This is a genomic window from Martinezella hainanensis, from assembly GCF_900094555.1.
GTDB lineage: Bacteria > Pseudomonadota > Alphaproteobacteria > Rhizobiales > Rhizobiaceae > Rhizobium > Rhizobium hainanense.
Genome location: NZ_FMAC01000001.1, coordinates 574,942 through 593,013, shown reverse-complemented (window position 1 = coordinate 593,013; position 18,072 = coordinate 574,942). Strand labels below are relative to the sequence as shown.

Sequence of the window (18,072 nt, the reverse complement as noted above, 5' to 3'; positions counted from 1 at the left end):
AAATGCCGATGCCCTTCACCACAGCGATTTGACGGCAAAGTCAAGGTGGGATGCGGTCAGTCGCCGAGGTGCAGGCCGTACTTCAGGAAAATCTGCTTCTGCGTTCCGTCGGCGACCAGCGCATTCAGCGCCGCCTGCATCCTGTTGAGGAGTTCGGCCGGGAAATCCTTATGGCAGGCGATTCCCATCGGCTGTTGCGAGAGAAGGGTCACCTTCTCCACGGCATTGCCCTCTTTCTTCAGCTTGTCGAAATAGAATTCCGAGATCGGCATCAGGTCGATGCGGTCGCTCATCAGCTTCTTGAGCGCGGCCTTGAAATCGCTGCCGACATCGATGCGCGGAAAATCATTTCGGCGCAAGATAGTCTCCGTGTAGTCGTCCCGCCATGTGCCGACGAGATATTTCCTTGCCTCGTCGATGGTCGTCGCGACAACCTTCGAACCACTGTGCTTGATCAGGATATTTCGATCGGTCAACAATGGTTGCACCCATTTGAAGAGCAGATCGCGTTCTTCGTTGTGCGCCGTGGCGAAGACGCAGGTCATGGGTTCGGCCAGCGCCTGATTGTAGGCACGAGCCCAGGGCATGACGGTAATCGTGTAATCGACCCCGATATCGGCCATGATCTTTTCCACCTGTTCGGTGGTCGCGCCGACAGGCATCTTGCCTTCGCGGTAGTTGAAGGGCGGATATTCCTCGGTGGTGAAATGAACGGTTTCGGCGTGGACGGAGGAGAGAAGGGGGAGCGAAAACAGGCCGGTAGCAATCATGAGCAGCAGTTTTCGCATGCGGTTCCTCATCGCTATGACGCTTGCGCTACGGGGGAAGGGTGATGTTGCTGCGAGCCGACCAGCACCCTCACCAGATGGTCTGGATGCAGCGGCCGATAGAACAGATAGCCCTGGCCATAATCGATACCCATGGCACGCAGGGTAGCGCATTCCTCCTCGGTCTCCACGCCTTCCGCAATCACCGTGCAATTCATCTTGTGCGACAGTGTGGTGATGCTTTCGACCAGCATGCGGCTCTTGGCGCTGACATCGGAGGCGGTATCGTTGATGGCGCGGATGAAAGATTGGTCGATCTTGATAATGTCGACCGGGAAGCGATTGATATAGCTCAGTGACGAATAACCTGTGCCGAAATCGTCGAGCGCGATGCGGCAGCCGTAGCGGCAGATCTCGTTGATCACCATGCGCGTCTCCGGATTATCATCCATGAGCACAGCCTCGGTGATTTCGACGACGATGCGCCGGGCAGCAATTTCGTAGCGTGATAGCAGGGCGGCAATGCGCAGCGGCAATTCCTGCTCGAACTGCAGCGGCGAAAAGTTGATGGCGAGATAGGTATCCTGCATGCCCTCGATCCGTGAGAGGCGAGCAAAATCGGCGATGGCCTTCTCCATGATGCGGTTGCCGATGCGAATGATCGAACCGGTTTCTTCGGCGACCTCGATGATGCGGCCAGGGGGCAGGATGCCTTTTTGTGGATGGTGCAGACGCATCAGCGCCTCGAAGCCGGCGATCGAGCGGTCGTCTATATTCACGACGGGTTGCAGGTAGGCTTCGAACCAGTCTTCGTTGAGGCCGGTTTCGATATGGTTCTCCAGTTCGGCGCGGCGGCGGGAATCGTCCAGCATGCCGTTGTCGAAAATCTGCGCGCCGTTCTTGCCGTCGCGCTTCTTGGCATACATGGCGATATCGGACTTCAACAGCAGTTCAGCCGCATTGGCGGCCTGACGCGGGTAGATTGCAATGCCGATGCTGGCGCTAAGGCGCGCATCGCCGATGAAGGGTGCCTCGAAGACCTCCGCGATGAGGGCCGCCATGTCGATCGCTCTCGCTTCCGCATTCTCGGCCAGCAGCAGCATGGCAAATTCGTCGCCGCCGAGGCGCGCGGCAATGTCACCCGGCTTCAGGCATTTCTGCAGGCGCGATACCAATTCGCGCAGTGCCGCATCGCCGGCGGCGTGGCCCATATTGTCATTGATCCATTTGAAGCGATCGAGATCGATGAAGAGGCAGGCGAGTTCGCGCCTGCGCAGATCGGCTTCATTGATCTTTGCGTCCAGCGCACTCTCGAAGCCCTGGCGGTTGAGAAGGCCGGTCAGGTGGTCGGTAATCGCCTGTCGCAGATTACGGTCTTCCGACTGCTTGAGTTCGGTGACGTCGGTCATGACGGAGAGCGACAGGCCATCCTGGATCGCGGTTGTTTCGAGGATCAGGACATCCATGACCCGCTCATCTCGGCAAAGGAATTTCACCGTCACGGCGAGGCGGGCGGCACTGTCGGGGTTGCCGCGTTTGCGCTCGATATATTGTACGCGCGAATCCGGCAGGATCAGACTTGCAAACTCGCGGCCGATCACGTCGGCGCGATCGTAGCCCGTGGTGGCGAGCCAATAGTCGCTAACGGCAGCGATGCAATCATTCTTGTCGAGCGAGAAAAGCATGGCGGGTGTCAGATTATAGGTATCGGTCGCCCGGCGATGAGCGAACTTCAGCTCGGTTTCCTCGCGCTGCAACTTGCTCTGCATGTCATTGAAGCTGCTGGCAAGGCGGCCCATTTCGTCGTTCGACTGCCAGTCGACGTGGTGACGCGAGCCGAGCCTCCGTGTGGCCTCGATGGCATGCGTCAACCGCATCAGCGGTTGGATAACGAAGATGCGGTTACCGATCAGCGCCGCGCCGAAGACCGTCAGTACGGCGAAGATGAAGATGGAGATGAAGACGATCTCCTCACTCTTCAGGCCGTCGAAGAGGCCTAGCTGGGGATAATAGACCGTGATGGTGCCGAGCCGTTTCGCACCATCGACGCCGTTGTAGATAATCGGCCGATCAACCGACTCCAGATTGCCCTTGTAGGATTTCGGGATGGTCGATTGCGTGACGTCGAGCTGGCCGGAAAGATCGCGGACGTTGACGCGGACGATCGCGCCTTCGGCGACTGTCGTCGCGCTGATCTGGGTCACGCTGTCTTCGTCCAGGTCCCATAGCGGCTTTGCGAGGGCCTGGGCATTGGCCACGAGGAGAACGGTTATGTGATCCTTGATTTCCTTTTCAGCGCGTTCGGACGACAGAAAAAGGAAAAGGATGAAGAGCGGCGCTACGAAAACCAGCAGCGCACCGCAAACGATCGCGAAAAACCTGTTTTCGACCGAATGGCTCATAGTTCCGTTAGCTCCCCAGTCATAGACCAGCGGATTTAGGGGGCACCGCTTTCTACAACTCTTTCGCGCAGATTTTCATGAATCCGTTAAATGTTGCTGAAACTCTGGGGTTAATGGAAATCAACTATAGTATAGATTCCAAGACATTCTTATTTTTACTTTCTCTAATATTTGTTTCCGGACATGAAAAAACCCGCCATCCCGAACGGGAGGCGGGTCTCAATGCTTCAGGTCGAAGATGCCAATCAGGCGCTGGCTTCTTCGCCGCCTTCTGCTTCTTCTTCAGCAAGGCCAGCTGCCGGAGCAACGATCGTTGCGATCGTGAAGTCGCGGTCGGCGATGACCGGGGTCACGTTCTTCGGCAGCTTGACGGCCGAGATGTGGATGCTGTCGCCGCTCTTCAGGCCGGTGAGGTCAACGGTGAAGAATTCCGGGATCGCGTCAGCCGGGCAATGAACTTCGACTTCGTGGCGAACGATGTTCAGCACGCCGCCAGCCTTGAGGCCCGGGGACTTCTCGTGGTTTTCGAAGTGAACCGGGATTTCAACGGTGACCGCGGTGTTGCCGGAAACGCGCAGGAAATCGACGTGGACCGTGAAGTCACGGACCGGATCGAGCTGGTAGTCCTTCGGCAGAACCTTGATCTTCTTGCCGTCGACGTCGATCGTTGCGATCGTCGTCAGGAAGCCGCCGGCGTGGATGCGCTTCGTCACCTCATTGGTGTTGAGAGCGATGGAAATGGGGGCCTGCTTGTCACCATAGATGACAGCGGGGATCAGACCATTGCGGCGAAGTTCACGGGCGGACCCCTTACCAACCCGTTCGCGCGCCTCGGCCTTGAGCTCGTAGCTTTCGTGGCTCATAGCTATTCCTTTCGAGGTTATTTGGAGAGTTCATTCGCTCGGTCATACGCCGTATCGACTGAACTGGAGGAGGGCATGCCCTGCCTCATCCGCGTTGCCTCCAAGGGTGTCTACGCGGACGCGTGGCGTATAATACAAAGTGCTCAAAGGTGCAAGCACCTCCGGAATGCGAAGCTTTGTGGTGACATTGCAACTGCCGCGAACAAGCCTGCAGCGCCATTTCTATCAACGTCTTGACATATACCCTCAGCCCCATCAACAGTCGAATCCAATCGATTAGGGTCAGAAGGAGAGGTCGGGCATGCGTTCCAGGACAATCGCCGCCGCGGTTTTTTCCATGGGTCTTGCCGGCGCATCACAGGCAGCCGACGTCAATGAGCAAGGCGCCAAGGAACTCCGCAACATCCTGACCCATTCGCTTTCGCAGGACCTTGCCCGCAGCGATTTCGTAACCGTCAAACCGGCCGGCGATCAATATCAGATTACCTACGATCTCGCGAAGTTCTTCGACAAGATCAATTCGAGCGCGTTTTCGGTAACGGGTTTCAAGCCGCTCTCCCTTTTTGCGCAGCCCGTCGAACAGGGAAGGTGGCATCTGACGGGCGACAATAGCCTCGATGTCGCGCTCCATTCGCCGACCTCGGACATTGCCTATTCGATCGCCTCCAGTTCCTTCGACGGCATTTTCGATCCTGCCATCGAAATGATGCGGTCGATGGGTATCAAGAGCAGCGGCGTGAAATTCTCAAGCGCCGGCAGCGGCCCGAAAAGCGGGCGCAAGATCGATGCCACCATCGACAGCGCCTCATTTGCCCATACGGTCACCGACAGCAGCGAGGCAGGCAAGGTCGATCTGCAATTGCAAGGCACGCTGCAACGCTTGCGCGAGCAGTTTACGGTGCGACCGGACGCTGCTCCCATCACTTTCAGCGCCGATAGCGTCGATACCAACGTCACTGCGACGAGCTTGCCGGTGAAGGATCTGCGCGCGCTCTTTCGTTTCTTCGTTCAACACGTCAAGGCTAAGCAGCTGTCGCAAAGCGGCAGCGAGAAATTCGAGCAGTTGGTGCATCAAGCCCTGCCGGTTTTCGGTTCGCTCGGCAAGACCGTGACCGTGAATAACGCACTGGTGGCGACGGAGAAGGGCAAGGTCGGCGTCAAGCGCATCGACTATAGTTTCAAGATGGACGGTCTCACCAAGGCGTCGAACGTCAATCTGGAACTGAGGGCTGAGCAGTTCACGCCGGATGCCGATCTCGTGCCGGCTGCCTTTACGCCTTTCCTGCCCGCGACGCTGGATGTTCAACTCGGCGTGCCCAATATCAACTTCGCCGGCCTCATCGATGCCGGGCTCGATTCGATTGCCACACGGGCGACGCCGGTTTCCGGTGAGGCGCTGAAGCGCACCATGTTTCCGAGCGGCTACGGAACGCTGGAGTTCCCGAAGATCAGCGCAAGGTCTGACGTCTACGATGTCGAGGTTTCCGGCGAGCTGAAGGGTTCGACCAAGGCGCATTCCAGCATCTCGCTGCAGGCGACGATCCTCGCGCGCGATTTCGACAAGACGGTAGCCGCCATTCAGGAGGCCGCCAAAGCCCAGCCTCGCTTGAACAGCGTTTCCTTCAGTCTGCTGGCTGCCAAGGGTTTTGCCAAGACCGACGCGGACGGCCGTCTGCGCTGGGACGTCACGATAGATGAAGACCGGACGGTGACGGTCAACGGACAGGTGATGAAGAAGCCTTGAGGTTTGAGGATAGGCCCACGTATCAGGGCGATGACAAAGTTCCATGCGAAAGGCCGGTCGGTCTTTTCCAGATTTCCACGTTTCTTTTCCATACATTTGGGGGTGAATTATGCGTTTCAAAGCGGTTGCCACGGCGGCTGTTCTCGCTGCCGGCGTGGCCGGCGTTGTGCAGGCTGCCGACGTCAGCGAACAAGGCGCCAAGGATCTTTACGGCAATCTGACCTATTTCCTGCCCGATGATATCGCAAAGAGCGGTGCGATTTCGGTCAAGCCGGTCAGCGCGCACTATGAAGTGACCTATGATGTACAGAAGCTCCTCGACAAGCTGAATGTCAGCGGTTTCGACATCAGTGGCCTCAAGCCGTTGCTGATGCTGGCGACGCCGCTCGATAGCGGCCTCTGGAACATCGAAGGCAACAATGCCTTCGATGTGACGGCCCGCTCGAAGCCCGGAAGCGGTTCCGACAGCGAGTTTCGCTATGCCTTGGCGTCGTCGACCTTCCAGGGTGTTTTCGATCCGGCACTTCATTATCTGCGCTCCATGGATATGAAGGGCAGCGGCTTCACGTTGTCGACAAAGACCACTGACGAAAACAAAAGCGTCCAGAAGAATGACGCTACGGCCGACAGCGTCGTCTATACGCTGTCATCGGCCGACAGCGGTGAGCCGGGCAGGCTCGATCTCAAGATGAACGGCAGCCTGCAATCGCTCTACGACAAGATTTCGTCCGACGACGCGACGCTCGGGGAAATCAAGATCGCGGCGATCGATTTCAATGTGGGGGCGACGAAACTGCCTTTGAAGGCCGTGAACTCCCTGTTGCAGTTTGTCTCCGAGCACAAGGACGAGAAGACGCTTTCCGATGCCGACAGCAAGGCGGTCAAGGCCTTGTTGATGAATGCCATGCCGATCATCGGTTCCTTCGAAGAGTCCGTCGCCATCAAGGATATCGCGGTCACGACGCCTTTCGGCAACGGCGGCCTGCAGAAAATGGGCTATTTCTTTAAGGTAGCCGGGCCAGCCAATGCCATGAATGCCGATTTCGGATTGGACGCCGAAAAGCTTGATCTGGAAACGGGCCTGGTCCCTGAGGACTATATCGCCTTCATCCCTGATGCGGCCGATATCCAGGTACAGGTGCCGAACCTGAATTTCTCGGCTTTGGCGGACGTTTTCCAGCAGGTCGACTTCAAGAATCCGGAGAGCGACCCGGCAATGGACGAGAAGCTGCAGAAGGCCATGTTCCCCGATGGAACGATGACCATCAACTTCCCGAAGATCAGCGCCGTCTCGGGTCTCTATGATGTCGAAGCTTCCGGCAGCATGCGTGGCTGGCTGAACGAGAAGGACCGCGTCGCCATGAAGATGACGGTTCTTGCCCGTGATCTCGACAAGACGATTGCTGCCATCCAGGAAGCTGCAAAGACGAAGGCCGATCTTTCTCAGCTCTCTTTCGGTCTGATGATGGCCAAGGGCTTTGCCAAGACGGATACCGACGGACGCTCGCGCTGGGATATCGATCTTTCCGATGACGGTCACGTGACGGTCAACGGCCAGGTCATGAAGTAAATCACTCCGAAGTCAGAATGCGATCATGTTTGTCCTGAAGCCGCTGAGCCAACGCTCGATCTCTCTTCTATGGGCCGGCCAGGTGCTGGCGGCGACAGGCTCCGAATTCTACATGGTCGCAGTCGTCTGGATTGCCGCTGACTTCATTGGCAGCAATGCGGGATATGTTTCCGCATTGCAGTCCGGAGCGCTGCTGTTTGGCAGCCTGTTCGGCGGTATCGTCACGGATCGCTGGCGGCACAGCACGACGATGATATCAGCCGATCTGCTGCGTGCGGCTTTATTGCTGACACTATCGCTGGCGGGGATCTTGCATCTGATGAGCCTGCCGCTGTTGATCGTGCTTGCCGGAAGCATCGCGTTGCTGACGTCGACTTTCGATCCGTCGCTGCAGGCGACCTTGCCAACGATTGCGGTCGATGCCGAGGTTCGACATGCAACCAATGGCCTTTTCGACGCTACGCGTCGCATGGCGCGCATTCTCGGTCCAAGCCTGATCGCGCTCGTGAACGGGCTCCTGCCGAAATCCCAGTTCTTCACGGTCACGGCCGCCACCTTCATGCTCTCGGCGCTTGCCGTGTGGTTGGCGGTGGCGAAACTCCCCACGGCGCCGCGGCGTCGCGATTTCTCCGGAATGGCGGCTGTCGTGGACGGCATTCTCGGCGGGTGGCGCGCAGCGCGCGGCCATGCGGCAATTCTCTACGGCCTCTTCACTAACCTGATGGGAAACGTCGCCTGGGCGATGGGGATCCTGCTCGGCATGATCCTGCATTTGCGCGAAACCAGCGCCGATCCGCTGACCGACTACAGCCTGATGATGACGGCTTACGGCGTCGGCAACCTGGCCACCAATCTGATCCTCGGCAGCGTCAAGCCGCGCCGGCCGGTCGTCTGGATCATCGTGGCGAAGCTCATCTTCGGATCGGGGGTTTTCCTGTTGCCGCTGATGCATGATCGGATATCGCTGATGCTCGTGGCGTGCTTCGCGGCGATCAACGGCCCTTTCGAGAACCTTGCCATGCTGCATCTGATGCAGACGCGCAGCGAGCCGCATCGTCTGGCGCAGGTCTATCGTCTATTGATGTGCGCGATCTTCACCGGCTTGCTTCTGGCCTATCTGATGTCGCCGACCCTGTTTGCATGGTTCGGCATCGGGCCTTCGATCATGGGCTCGGGTGCGGCCGTCTTCATCTCGGGCCTGGTGGGGATAGGCCTGCTCGCATGGAAACAGGCGCATCCCGCGCGAGCAAAGGCCACCTGAGGCGGCCACAAGCTTCAGTCGAACAGGCTCGAAACCGATTCTTCCTGGCTGGTGCGGTTGATGGCTTCGCCGATGAGGCTCGCCGTCGTGATCACGCGGATATTCGGCGCCGACAGCACGGCGGTCGTCGGCTGGATGGAATCGGTAATCACCAATTCCTTCAATTTCGAATTTGCCACGCGGGTCACCGCGCCGCCGGAGAGAACGCCGTGCGTGATATAGGCAGTGACGCTGGTCGCGCCGTTCTTCAATAGCGCTTCGGCGGCGTTGCAGAGCGTGCCCCCGGAATCGACGATATCGTCGATCAGGATGCAATCCTTGCCGGCCACTTCGCCGATGATGTTCATCACTTCGGATTCACCCGGGCGGTCGCGGCGCTTGTCCACGATCGCCAGCAGACAGTCGAGTCGTTTGGCGAGCGCGCGGGCACGCACGACGCCACCGACGTCAGGTGAGACGACCATGACGTTGCCGATATCGTAGTTGACCCTGATATCGTGTGTCAGGATCGGCAGCGCATAAAGATTGTCCGTCGGGATATCGAAGAAGCCCTGGATCTGGCCAGCATGCAGATCGAGCGTCAGAACGCGATCGGCCCCAGCCTCGGTAATGAGGTTTGCGACGAGCTTTGCCGAGATCGGCGTGCGCGGCCCGGCCTTGCGATCCTGACGGGCGTAGCCGAAATAGGGAAGGACCGCCGTGATGCGCCGTGCCGACGAACGGCGCATAGCATCGATCATGATTAACAGTTCCATGAGATGGTCGTTGGCTGGAAACGATGTTGGCTGGACAACAAATATGTCCTCACCGCGTACATTTTCCTGGATCTCTACGAAAATCTCCTGGTCGGCGAAGCGCCTGACACTGGCCTTGCCCAAGGGAACGTTGAGATAATTGCAGATCGCTTCGGCAAGATGCCGGTTCGAATTGCCTGCGAAAACCTTCATTGTGGCCCGCCTATTACCAACCTGATAGCCGCGCTTTTAACCGCCTTGCTCTCGAATGCAAGGGGGAGAGGCGCGTTACCTTTCATATTTCTGAAAAGCTTGTGGCTATCCACCGTTGGATTCGCGCCAGGAATTGAATTCCGACATGGTTTTGGTGGCAATTTTCTGCATGACCGTCGGGGGAACGGCCGACCAGGGGTCGCCGCGCTTCAGGGGCGCGCTTTCCGAACCCTGGATGCGGTGGACGCGGTTGCCGTTACTATCCAGCACGTCCCAGACATAGGTTACAGAAATCTGCGGCCCATCTTCAAAGGCGGAAAGATAGCCTTTGAGGATATAGGCGGCGCTGGAATCGCTTGAACTCTTGATCGTCAGGCCGAGCGAGCGGGCATCGGCACCAAGCTGGCGCGACAGCGGCGTAACGGCTTCCACGGGCGCGCCGATGATCGGCAGGAAGCGGACGCTGTTGCCGCCGGCCGCGGTTGGGGGGGGCAGCGATGCCTGTTGCTGATCCGGTTGCTGTTGTTCCGGCTGAGGATCGTCGGCAGTCTGTTGCTGCTGAGGTTGTGGATCGTCCGACAGACGCCGGTCGGCCTCGCGTTGCTCGTCGGCTTCCGAAAACTGATTGTTAGATGGAGCGATGGAGGCGGTCCGGGAACCATCGAGCGGGCGAGAGGCGTAAGGATTGCTGCCACTCGACCTTAGCGCCGATGCCTGGTCATCGAGCGTGCCGCTTCCGCCGTAGCTTTGCTGCTGATAGGCCTGCTGGGAGGTCTGCTGCTGATAACCGTAACTATCCTGCGTGTCCTGATAGACCTGGCGGCGCGGCGGCGCGGAAGCCATTCGTTCGACATCCCGCTGGGTGACCGGGCTGGAGCCGACATCGCCGATGGCTTCGGGCGGCGTCAGGGCGTCCGTGGTATTGCAGGCGGAGAGCGCGAGGCAAAAGCCGGCGACAGTCAACGTTATCCTGACCAGTCCCATTGACGCGATCCTTTCTCCCGACGTCTTACCGTCCAGGATCGCTATCTTACGCCCCTAACGGTTAAGAAATTCGAGAGGGTGGCGCGAAAGGGCCTTTGGTGCCTGCGAGGTGGTCAGATAGGTCTGTCCGAGGGTCATGGCGGTACCGCTGTCGGAATCCATGATGATCATGTGCACGAAGAGCGACATGTTCTCCTGGATCTCCAGCGGATTGCCCATATGGAACATCTCGTGCTCCATCCAGGAGGGTGAGAAACGGGCGCCGAGGGAGTAGCCGCAGGCATTCAGCCGGTGGCGGGCAAGGCCGCGTTCGTCCATGATCTTGGCATGCATGTCGAAGACGTCGCCGAAGGTGTGTCCCGGCATCAGGATCGTTTCGATCGCCTGCAGGGTTTCCAGGCAGGCACTGAAGAGCTCGCGATGGCGGTGGCTGGGAGTGCCGATGACGACGGTGCGCATCATGGCGGCATGGTAATGGGCATCGACACCGGCCCATTCGAGCGTCAGCTGGTCGTTGGCGTCGAGCTTGCGGCGGCCGGACTTGTAGCGGCAGAGCAGGGCTTCCACACCGGAGCCGATGATGAATTCGTTGGCGGGATAATCGCCACCACCTGAAAAGACTGCGCCCTGCATGGCTGCGAGGATATCTGATTCATCAGCACTCGGCTTGGCTAAAGAGAGGGCGGCATCTAAGGCATCGTCGGCCAGCGCGGCAGCGCGTTCGACATGAGCGATTTCCGCCGGGCTCTTGGTCAGGCGCAGACGGCTTACAAGATAGGAGGCGTCGATGATCTGTCCGAAGCTCGCAAGCTGATGATCGAGCAGGCGAGCGATGCGGCCCGTCATGCCATGGGTGTCATATTCGATGCCGATACGGGCGCCGAGAAGATCGAGGTCGGACAAAAGCTCCTTGAGATCGAGCGTCGGATCGGCGTTGACGCGATCGACCCAGATACGGATGTCGGTAATGACAGAGGTAAGTTGCGCCTGGCGCAGGTCAGCCGAGCGCGTCAGGAGCGTCAGCGATCCATCCGCCTTGACGACCAGCGTCTGGAAAAAGCAAAAGCCGAACGTATCGTAGCCGGTCAGCCAATACATGCTCTCCTGTGCAAAGAGCAGCATGGCATCGAGCTTTTCTTCCTGCATCCTTGCAAGCAGCCGCGCCAGACGAGCCTCGAATTCGCTGCGTTCGAAATGCAGGGCCATGTCAAGCTGCCTCCCCGATGGCGATGGCGGAAATCTGGCGCCCATAATCCGGCTCCTTGGCATGCGTCGTGCGCCGATAGGAGAAAAAGCGCTCCGGGTCCGGATAGGTGCAGAGGTTCAGGCTTTCAGCCGTGACGCCGGCCTTGCGCAGGCGATCGACCGTGAGGGACGGCAGATCGAACATGGCATGGCCGTCGCGCTCCGAAGGAGCGAAATATTGGGCATAGTCGGGATCGTGGGCGAGGAAGCGTTCGACGAATTCGGGACCGACTTCATAGCTTGTCTGGCTGATCGAGGGGCCGAGGCAGGCGATGATTGCCCCGCGTTTCGCGCCGAGCGCCACCATCGCTTCGATGGTATTCTCCAGCACGCCCGTCAGCGCGCCCTTCCAGCCGGCATGGGCGGCGCCGATGACCCGATTTTCCGGATCGGCGAAAAGGATGGGGCCACAATCGGCGGCAAGCACACCAAGCGCGATGCCCGGCGAGGCCGTCACCATCGCGTCGGCCTGCGGTCGGCTGCCGTCATAATGGGCGTCGATGGTCACGACGTCGGGTGAATGGATCTGATGCACGGTGGCAAGCCGCTCGACGGGCAAGCCGAACCAGCCGGCGACACGACGGCGGTTTTCCTGCACGTGCGCGCGTTCGTCATGCGAACCGAGGCCGACGTTCAATCCGCGATAGAGACCTTCCGAAACGCCGCCGACGCGGGTGAAATAGCCATGACGAATGCCGGAAGTCTCGGCGGCGCTCAGCAGCGTGCTTGCAAGTGGTGTCGGCAACGAGAGTGTTCCTTAGATATCTTGGTTCAGCCTGTCGTGCGATGAATAACGCAGCCGCGGCGAAGCAGTTCGATCGTCGGGGAATGTTGGCCCAGGCCGCCGCGCCCTGTCAATCCGCAAGGATTGTTGGCCGAACTATCAGCTGATGGGCCGAAAGGGCAGGAGGTCGATCGCCGGGCTGGAGACCGCCAGCACCTTGAAAAGCTCTCCCATCTTGCCTTCGCCGGCACCCGCAAGCCGCTCCACGGCGACGCGAATATTCTCCTGCGTTGCCGCATCCTGGTCGCGGCCGAGGGCGGCGGCGCGCTCCAGCAGGCCGAGCCCGACGAGGAAATCGCCCTGATGACAGCAGCCGTTGATATGCAGGCCCGATGCGAGCGCCGTTTGCGCCAGATGCTGGAAATCGACGTGGCTGGTGAGATCCGCCTCGCCCGGATGTTCCAGCGGCGGGTCGTATTCGTGCATACGCACGGCCTGCAGCGTGTCGCCGAAACCCGTCGTCATGTGACCGTAGTCGATGGCAAGCGCGGTGCCGCCATGGGATGCCAGCCGGTCGCAGATTGCCGTCATGACGGCCTGGCGAGCGGGGGCGATTTCGAAAATCGTGCCGATCGGCGGCGGGTCGCCCTCAGGAAGAAGAGCCGGATCGAGCGCGGCCACGCCCGCCGTGAAACTCAGTTCGTCATTGACGTCGAGGCCGACCGTGCGCTCGCGGAAGCCATTGGCGGTGCGGACGAACTGACGGATCGGAATGGCGTCGAAGAGTTCGTTGGCGGCGAGCAGGGTGAAACCTTCAGGCACTTCGCCAAAGTCCGTATGCCAGGAGATTTTTGCGCCATAGGCTTCGAGGGTCTGGCGCTGGAAGCCTTGCAGGCGCTCGCTGGTCTCGACGAGATGCACCGTCATGACATCGTAGAGCGGCGGCGCGAGCTTGCCGATGACACGCAGCATGTCCGACATCATCGTGCCGCGGCCAGGTCCGATTTCGACGAGGCGCACATCGGCAGGCGTTCCGTGCCGCTGCCAGGCATGCACCATGAAGACGCCGATCATCTCGCCGAATAGCTGGCTGACTTCCGGCGCTGTGACGAAATCGCCGGACTGGCCGAAGGGTTCACGCGTCTTGTAATAACCATGCACCGGATCGGCGAGGCACAGCGAAAAATAATCCGTGATGCTCAATGGCCCGTTTGTGCGGATGATGGCTTTGATTTTTTCCCCGAGCGCCGTCGTCATTCTCTGCTTTCGCTAATGCGTGGTCCAGACAGACTGGGAGCCGTTCCTACAAGGACCACGCGATATTGAACCCTACCTCAAGCCATCTGCCTTGCAGCTGCCTGCCGTGCACGGATGACTGCCCACAGGCCGATGGCGACCATCGGAAGCGACAGCACCATGCCCATCGTCAGCCAGTTGGTGCCGAGCAGATAGCCGAGCTGTTCGTCAGGCTGACGGAAGAATTCGACAAAAATACGCGAGAAGGCATAGCCGATGACAAAAATACCGCTGACCGTGCCCGGCTTTTTCAGCGCCAACGCCCAGCGCGTGAGGATGAAGAGCACGAGGAACAGTATAATGCCTTCGATGCCGGCCTCGTAAAGCTGGCTGGGGTGGCGCGGATCGGGACCTGCAGGACAAACGCCGTTATGGGCGGCGATCACATGCGGGCTGCAGAAGACCATCGCCCAGGGGACGTCGCTCACCCGGCCCCAAAGCTCGCCGTTGATGAAATTGGCGATGCGGCCGAAGAAAAGGCCGATCGGCGCGACGGCGGCGACGATATCGAACAGGCTCCAGGCTGGGATCTGGTTGCGTCTTGCAAACAAGATCATGGCGATAGTCGTGCCTATTAATCCACCGTGGAAGGACATGCCGCCATTCCAGACCTCGATGGCGCGGATCGGATTGGCCAGCACCGGATCGAGATCGTAGAAGAGGATATAGCCGATGCGACCGCCGAGAACGATGCCGAAGGCGACCCAGAGGATGAAGTCATCCAGGTGCTGGCGCGTCATCGGCGCGGTATCGCTCAGCCAGAGCTTGCCGTTATCGACCAGCCGCCTTGCGTAGAACCAGCCGAGCAGAATGCCAGCGACATAGGCAAGTCCATACCAATGAACTGAAATCGGACCGAGGGAGACGGCGACCGGGTCGATGTCCGGAAACGGCAGGATGGCGGCGAGATTGGCGGATGTCAGCAAGATCGTCAGGCCCGTTGCAGCATGTTCCCGAAAGCACCGTGCCATTTCGGGGCAGGATCATGCTAAATATCCAAAATGTGCGCGGAACATGGCGTTCGCTGTCGAAACGGTCAAGTCGATTGTTGATCCGGCCGAGATCGGGGCTCCGGTTGTCCAGTCCTATCTCAATTTGCTTGCATCGGCCCCTTGGAAATCTTACCTCAGCACTATCTGGCCCGTATCGATGCCTGACCGTTGAGGGCCGACGGCCGCAAGGAGATTGCCATGAGCACTGGACCGAACCGAATCTTGGATGAATTCGCCAAGCTGATGACCGATGCCGCCGGTGCTGCCCAGGGCGTGCGCCGCGAAATCGAGACCGCCTTCAATGCCCATGCCGAGCGCTGGCTGAACAGCATGGATATCGTCAAGCGCGAGGAATTCGAAGCCGTTCGCGAAATGGCGATCAAGGCGCGCGACGAAAACGAGGCGCTGCTCGCAAGAATCGAAGCGCTCGAAACCAAGCTTGCTTCCAAGGGCAAATAAGCCTGGACTTCCGTTTGCAGATCGGCGCGGCACTCGTTTGCCGTGCCTTTTTCCTCTGAAAATTTCCGTCTGTTTTTCCACCTGTGGACATAGGCAAAAAAGCCAATTGCCAGAGTCGGTTATGACTCCCTTCTGAATAGACGTCGGAAGAGCTTTCCACAGTGCCGTTTCCAAAATCACCACTCAGGGGCTGGCATGCCGGGCATGCCACTATACACTGATTTTAAATGATGATTCGAAACGGACTTGGTAAGCCCCGGGCATGGTGGAAGCGTTAGTCTGGCAGCCGTTCAACATCATCCCGAGTATGTTTCCGGAGTAAAATTGTTTGCGTTCTTTCAGTGTTGAGCCACGGGAAAACTGCAACCGATCCGGTCAAGAAGGTGCTGCATGAGCCTTATGGAAATGGAAGCCGAACGACAATCAAATCCGGTCGACATGATCGAATTCGTTGCTGCCAACAACGACTGGTCGTTCGAACGGTCCGGCGAGGACGAAATCGCCATGACCGTCGAAGGGCGATGGACCGACTATCACGTCTCGTTCTCCTGGATGGAGGAATTCGAGGCGCTGCACATAGCCTGCGCGTTCGATGTCAAGGTTCCGGACCCGCGCGTCAATGAGGTGATCAAGCTCTTGTCCTGCATCAACGGGCAGGTGCTGATGGGCCACTTCGATCTGTGGCGCCAGGAGGACATCGTCATCTTCCGCCAATCGCTGCTCCTGTCGGGCGGGGCGGAGCCTACCAACCGGCAGGTGGAGGTGCTGCTTTCCAACGCGCTTGACACCTGTGAGGCTTACTATCAGGCTTTCCAATTTGTTGTATGGTCCGGGCTCGATGCAAACCGCGCCATGGAAGCCGTACTTTTTGAAACGGTAGGCGAAGCGTGACATGACAGGTGAACAATCCGCCAATGCATTTGCATCCTTCGGGCCGATCGTCCTGATCGGCGCGGGCAATATGGGTGGCGCATTGTTGACGGGGTGGCTGAAAAGCGGCGTGCCGGGATCGTCCGTCATCGTCGTCGACCCAAATCCGGCCGAAGCGATGCGCAAAATGATTGCGGATGCCGGCGCAAGTCATGTCACTGAGGTTCCGAAAGGCGTGGCGGCGGGAGTTCTCTTCATCGCCGTCAAGCCGCAACTGATGGACGCGGTTCTGCCGCCGTTCAAGCCGCTTGTGGGGGAGACGACGGTCGTCGTCTCGATCGCGGCCGGCAAAACTCTCTCTGCGCTTGAAACGCATCTAGGCGAAGCGGCGATGGTGCGCGCCATGCCGAACACGCCCGCCATGGTTGGGCGTGGCGTGACGGGTGCTTTTGCCAATGAGCGCGTGAGTGATCGCCAGCGGCAGCTGGTCCAAAACCTGTTGAAAGTGTCCGGTCCGGTCGAGTGGGTGCCCGGTGAGGCCGATATTGATTCGGTGACTGCAGTTTCGGGCAGTGGGCCTGCCTATGTTTTCTATCTCGTGGAATGCATGGCGGAGGCGGGCCGGAAGCTCGGCCTGCAGGCGGACCTCGCCATGCGCCTTGCACGGGAAACCGTCGCGGGGGCTGGTGAATTGTTGCACCAGTCTCCCGACGACGCTTCGCGCTTGCGCCAGAACGTGACGTCTCCAGGTGGGACGACGGCGGCGGCGCTGAGTGTTTTGATGGCAGAGGACGGCATGCAGCCCTTGTTCGATGCGGCTCTCGAAGCGGCGCGCAAACGGGCGCAGGAACTGGCCGGCTAGCAATTTCAGGAAAAGTGCATAGCGGTTTTCCGTCCGGAATTGCGTAAAAGCGAAGAGCTGGAACGGTTCAGCAGTTCCACGAAACGCTGAACCGTTCCAGGTTTTCGATAAAGGGCAGGATATGACGGAAGAGATCACCTATGGCGATTTCGAGCGGGTGGATATCCGTGTCGGAACGATCATCGAAGCGGAAACTTTTCCGGAAGCGCGCAAGCCCGCTTACAAGCTCAAGATCGATTTCGGGCCGGAGATCGGCATCAAGCGCTCCTCTGCGCAGATTACCGTACATTATACGCCTGAAACCCTTGTCGGCCGGCAGGTGCTGGCCGTCGTCAATTTTCCGCCACGCCAGATCGGGCCGGTTCGCTCCGAAGTGCTGACCCTCGGTTTCGAGGACGAGTCCGGCGCGATCGTTCTGGCCGCCGTGACCCAACCGGTGCCGAACGGCAAGAGGATGATGTGAGCGGCGCCCCTTTCGCAGTCGAAAGGGAAGGGTTCAGTGAATATCCCTTGAGACCGGGTCAGTCAGGCTGAAATCGAGAAATTCCGCCTCGAAGCCTTCACGTTGCGGCGAGCAGAAGGCTGGACCTGCCAACACCTCTTCCAGTGTGGGATCGAACCAGGCAAGCCTCGCCATGCGCCACTCGCTCATCCGGTCGGTGCGATACTGGATGAAGAGGGCGTCCCCGTTGCGGGTGACCCGCGCCGACAGGGCATCGAACTCATGATCGAGCCGGAAGGCAGACCAATCGGAGTTGCCATTGGTGACGACGACGCTGAAATGCTTGGCGCCGTCGGTATATTCTATCCCGCATTTCATCCAGTGCCTGGCATCGTGGCGGATCATCAAGCCGGCCTGATCGTAAAGCGCGCGATAATGCCCGATGAAGGTTACTTCCGCGGTGAAATCGCCGCGGCGGGGCATTCCGAGAAAATGACCGTCGTCGCGGTGGAAACCGTAGTAGGTTTCCTGCCAGAAATCGGTCTTGTTGCCGGATTGGACGAACAGGCGTCCCTGGTTCACCTCCCACATCGGCGGCGCATTCAGCCAGTGCATGCCATCGATATCGATCGGCATATGATCTC

Annotated in this window: 17 protein-coding genes; 7 read left to right on the top strand and 10 right to left on the bottom strand. The window is 59.1% G+C overall.

The genetic code is table 11. The features are described 5' to 3' along the window. Window positions 1-56: 56 nt before the first annotated feature. The 3 genes from GA0061100_RS02865 to GA0061100_RS02855 all read right to left on the bottom strand — a co-directional run bounded on the left by GA0061100_RS02865 (window position 57) and on the right by GA0061100_RS02855 (window position 4,032). Entirely contained in the window at window positions 57-788 is a 732-nt protein-coding gene (locus GA0061100_RS02865; RefSeq protein WP_075851084.1) for a substrate-binding periplasmic protein, read from the bottom strand. Window positions 789-802: 14 nt separating this feature from the next. Continuing rightward, a complete protein-coding gene (locus tag GA0061100_RS02860; protein ID WP_075851083.1) occupies window positions 803-3,169 on the bottom strand; it encodes an EAL domain-containing protein in 2,367 nt (788 codons plus the stop codon). Between the two features lie 245 nt (window positions 3,170-3,414). Further along, entirely contained in the window at window positions 3,415-4,032 is a 618-nt protein-coding gene (locus GA0061100_RS02855; protein WP_075851082.1) for a 50S ribosomal protein L25/general stress protein Ctc, read from the bottom strand. A 301-nt stretch (window positions 4,033-4,333) separates the two neighbouring features. Between GA0061100_RS02855 and GA0061100_RS02850 the strand changes: the two genes are divergently transcribed. From GA0061100_RS02850 to GA0061100_RS02840, 3 genes are all read left to right on the top strand, one after another. Further along, on the top strand, window positions 4,334-5,776 hold the full coding sequence (locus GA0061100_RS02850; protein WP_075851081.1) for a hypothetical protein: 1,443 nt from the start codon (window positions 4,334-4,336) through the stop codon (window positions 5,774-5,776). Window positions 5,777-5,885: 109 nt separating this feature from the next. Continuing rightward, window positions 5,886-7,346, top strand: coding sequence for a hypothetical protein (locus tag GA0061100_RS02845; protein ID WP_075851080.1), 1,461 nt, complete (start codon window positions 5,886-5,888; stop codon window positions 7,344-7,346). Between the two features lie 25 nt (window positions 7,347-7,371). Next, window positions 7,372-8,607, top strand: a complete 1,236-nt coding sequence (locus GA0061100_RS02840; protein WP_075851079.1) for an MFS transporter — start codon at window positions 7,372-7,374, stop codon at window positions 8,605-8,607. A gap of 14 nt (window positions 8,608-8,621) precedes the next feature. On the opposite strand, the gene GA0061100_RS02835 is transcribed toward GA0061100_RS02840, so the two are convergent. From GA0061100_RS02835 to lgt, 6 genes are all read right to left on the bottom strand, one after another. Beyond that, window positions 8,622-9,554, bottom strand: coding sequence for a ribose-phosphate pyrophosphokinase (locus tag GA0061100_RS02835; RefSeq protein WP_075851078.1), 933 nt, complete (start codon window positions 9,552-9,554; stop codon window positions 8,622-8,624). A 105-nt stretch (window positions 9,555-9,659) separates the two neighbouring features. After that, window positions 9,660-10,538 carry a hypothetical protein gene (locus GA0061100_RS02830; protein ID WP_075851077.1) on the bottom strand — a complete coding sequence of 293 codons (879 nt, stop codon included), beginning with the start codon at window positions 10,536-10,538 and terminating at the stop codon, window positions 9,660-9,662. A 54-nt stretch (window positions 10,539-10,592) separates the two neighbouring features. Further along, window positions 10,593-11,744 (bottom strand): M24 family metallopeptidase, encoded by a 1,152-nt coding sequence (locus tag GA0061100_RS02825; protein WP_075851076.1) that lies wholly within the window; start codon window positions 11,742-11,744, stop codon window positions 10,593-10,595. Between the two features lies 1 nt (window position 11,745). Further along, window positions 11,746-12,528 carry a peptidoglycan editing factor PgeF gene (pgeF, locus tag GA0061100_RS02820; protein ID WP_075851075.1) on the bottom strand — a complete coding sequence of 261 codons (783 nt, stop codon included), beginning with the start codon at window positions 12,526-12,528 and terminating at the stop codon, window positions 11,746-11,748. 138 nt (window positions 12,529-12,666) lie between these two features. Continuing rightward, window positions 12,667-13,764 (bottom strand): class I SAM-dependent methyltransferase, encoded by a 1,098-nt coding sequence (locus tag GA0061100_RS02815; RefSeq protein WP_075851074.1) that lies wholly within the window; start codon window positions 13,762-13,764, stop codon window positions 12,667-12,669. Between the two features lie 77 nt (window positions 13,765-13,841). Further along, a complete protein-coding gene (gene lgt / locus GA0061100_RS02810; RefSeq protein ID WP_075851863.1) occupies window positions 13,842-14,729 on the bottom strand; it encodes a prolipoprotein diacylglyceryl transferase in 888 nt (295 codons plus the stop codon). Between the two features lie 264 nt (window positions 14,730-14,993). On the opposite strand from lgt, the gene GA0061100_RS02805 reads away from it, so the two are divergent. From GA0061100_RS02805 to GA0061100_RS02790, 4 genes are all read left to right on the top strand, one after another. Further along, on the top strand, window positions 14,994-15,254 hold the full coding sequence (locus GA0061100_RS02805) for an accessory factor UbiK family protein (protein ID WP_015340603.1): 261 nt from the start codon (window positions 14,994-14,996) through the stop codon (window positions 15,252-15,254). Window positions 15,255-15,644: 390 nt separating this feature from the next. After that, complete coding sequence (locus tag GA0061100_RS02800) at window positions 15,645-16,145, top strand: type III secretion system chaperone family protein (protein ID WP_069612651.1); 501 nt, start codon at window positions 15,645-15,647, stop codon at window positions 16,143-16,145. A gap of 1 nt (window position 16,146) precedes the next feature. Next, complete coding sequence (proC, locus tag GA0061100_RS02795) at window positions 16,147-16,986, top strand: pyrroline-5-carboxylate reductase (RefSeq protein WP_075851073.1); 840 nt, start codon at window positions 16,147-16,149, stop codon at window positions 16,984-16,986. 121 nt (window positions 16,987-17,107) lie between these two features. Then, entirely contained in the window at window positions 17,108-17,449 is a 342-nt protein-coding gene (locus tag GA0061100_RS02790; RefSeq protein ID WP_075851072.1) for a tRNA-binding protein, read from the top strand. A 33-nt stretch (window positions 17,450-17,482) separates the two neighbouring features. On the opposite strand, the gene GA0061100_RS02785 is transcribed toward GA0061100_RS02790, so the two are convergent. Beyond that, window positions 17,483-18,064 (bottom strand): DUF1349 domain-containing protein, encoded by a 582-nt coding sequence (locus GA0061100_RS02785; RefSeq protein WP_075851071.1) that lies wholly within the window; start codon window positions 18,062-18,064, stop codon window positions 17,483-17,485. Window positions 18,065-18,072 lie beyond the last annotated feature (8 nt).

What these genes read in the sequence shown, in the direction of transcription:
- GA0061100_RS02835 (WP_075851078.1), bottom strand. Translation starts at nt 9,554, where the DNA reads ATGAAGGTTTTCGCAGGCAATTCGAACCGGCATCTTGCCGAAGCGATC.
- GA0061100_RS02840 (WP_075851079.1), top strand. Translation starts at nt 7,372, where the DNA reads ATGTTTGTCCTGAAGCCGCTGAGCCAACGCTCGATCTCTCTTCTATGG.
- GA0061100_RS02815 (WP_075851074.1), bottom strand. Translation starts at nt 13,764, where the DNA reads ATGACGACGGCGCTCGGGGAAAAAATCAAAGCCATCATCCGCACAAAC.
- GA0061100_RS02800 (WP_069612651.1), top strand. Translation starts at nt 15,645, where the DNA reads ATGAGCCTTATGGAAATGGAAGCCGAACGACAATCAAATCCGGTCGAC.
- GA0061100_RS02785 (WP_075851071.1), bottom strand. Translation starts at nt 18,064, where the DNA reads ATGCCGATCGATATCGATGGCATGCACTGGCTGAATGCGCCGCCGATG.
- proC (WP_075851073.1), top strand. Translation starts at nt 16,147, where the DNA reads ATGACAGGTGAACAATCCGCCAATGCATTTGCATCCTTCGGGCCGATC.
- GA0061100_RS02790 (WP_075851072.1), top strand. Translation starts at nt 17,108, where the DNA reads ATGACGGAAGAGATCACCTATGGCGATTTCGAGCGGGTGGATATCCGT.
- GA0061100_RS02865 (WP_075851084.1), bottom strand. Translation starts at nt 788, where the DNA reads ATGCGAAAACTGCTGCTCATGATTGCTACCGGCCTGTTTTCGCTCCCC.
- GA0061100_RS02830 (WP_075851077.1), bottom strand. Translation starts at nt 10,538, where the DNA reads ATGGGACTGGTCAGGATAACGTTGACTGTCGCCGGCTTTTGCCTCGCG.
- GA0061100_RS02855 (WP_075851082.1), bottom strand. Translation starts at nt 4,032, where the DNA reads ATGAGCCACGAAAGCTACGAGCTCAAGGCCGAGGCGCGCGAACGGGTT.
- GA0061100_RS02845 (WP_075851080.1), top strand. Translation starts at nt 5,886, where the DNA reads ATGCGTTTCAAAGCGGTTGCCACGGCGGCTGTTCTCGCTGCCGGCGTG.
- GA0061100_RS02825 (WP_075851076.1), bottom strand. Translation starts at nt 11,744, where the DNA reads ATGGCCCTGCATTTCGAACGCAGCGAATTCGAGGCTCGTCTGGCGCGG.
- GA0061100_RS02805 (WP_015340603.1), top strand. Translation starts at nt 14,994, where the DNA reads ATGAGCACTGGACCGAACCGAATCTTGGATGAATTCGCCAAGCTGATG.
- GA0061100_RS02850 (WP_075851081.1), top strand. Translation starts at nt 4,334, where the DNA reads ATGCGTTCCAGGACAATCGCCGCCGCGGTTTTTTCCATGGGTCTTGCC.
- GA0061100_RS02860 (WP_075851083.1), bottom strand. Translation starts at nt 3,169, where the DNA reads ATGAGCCATTCGGTCGAAAACAGGTTTTTCGCGATCGTTTGCGGTGCG.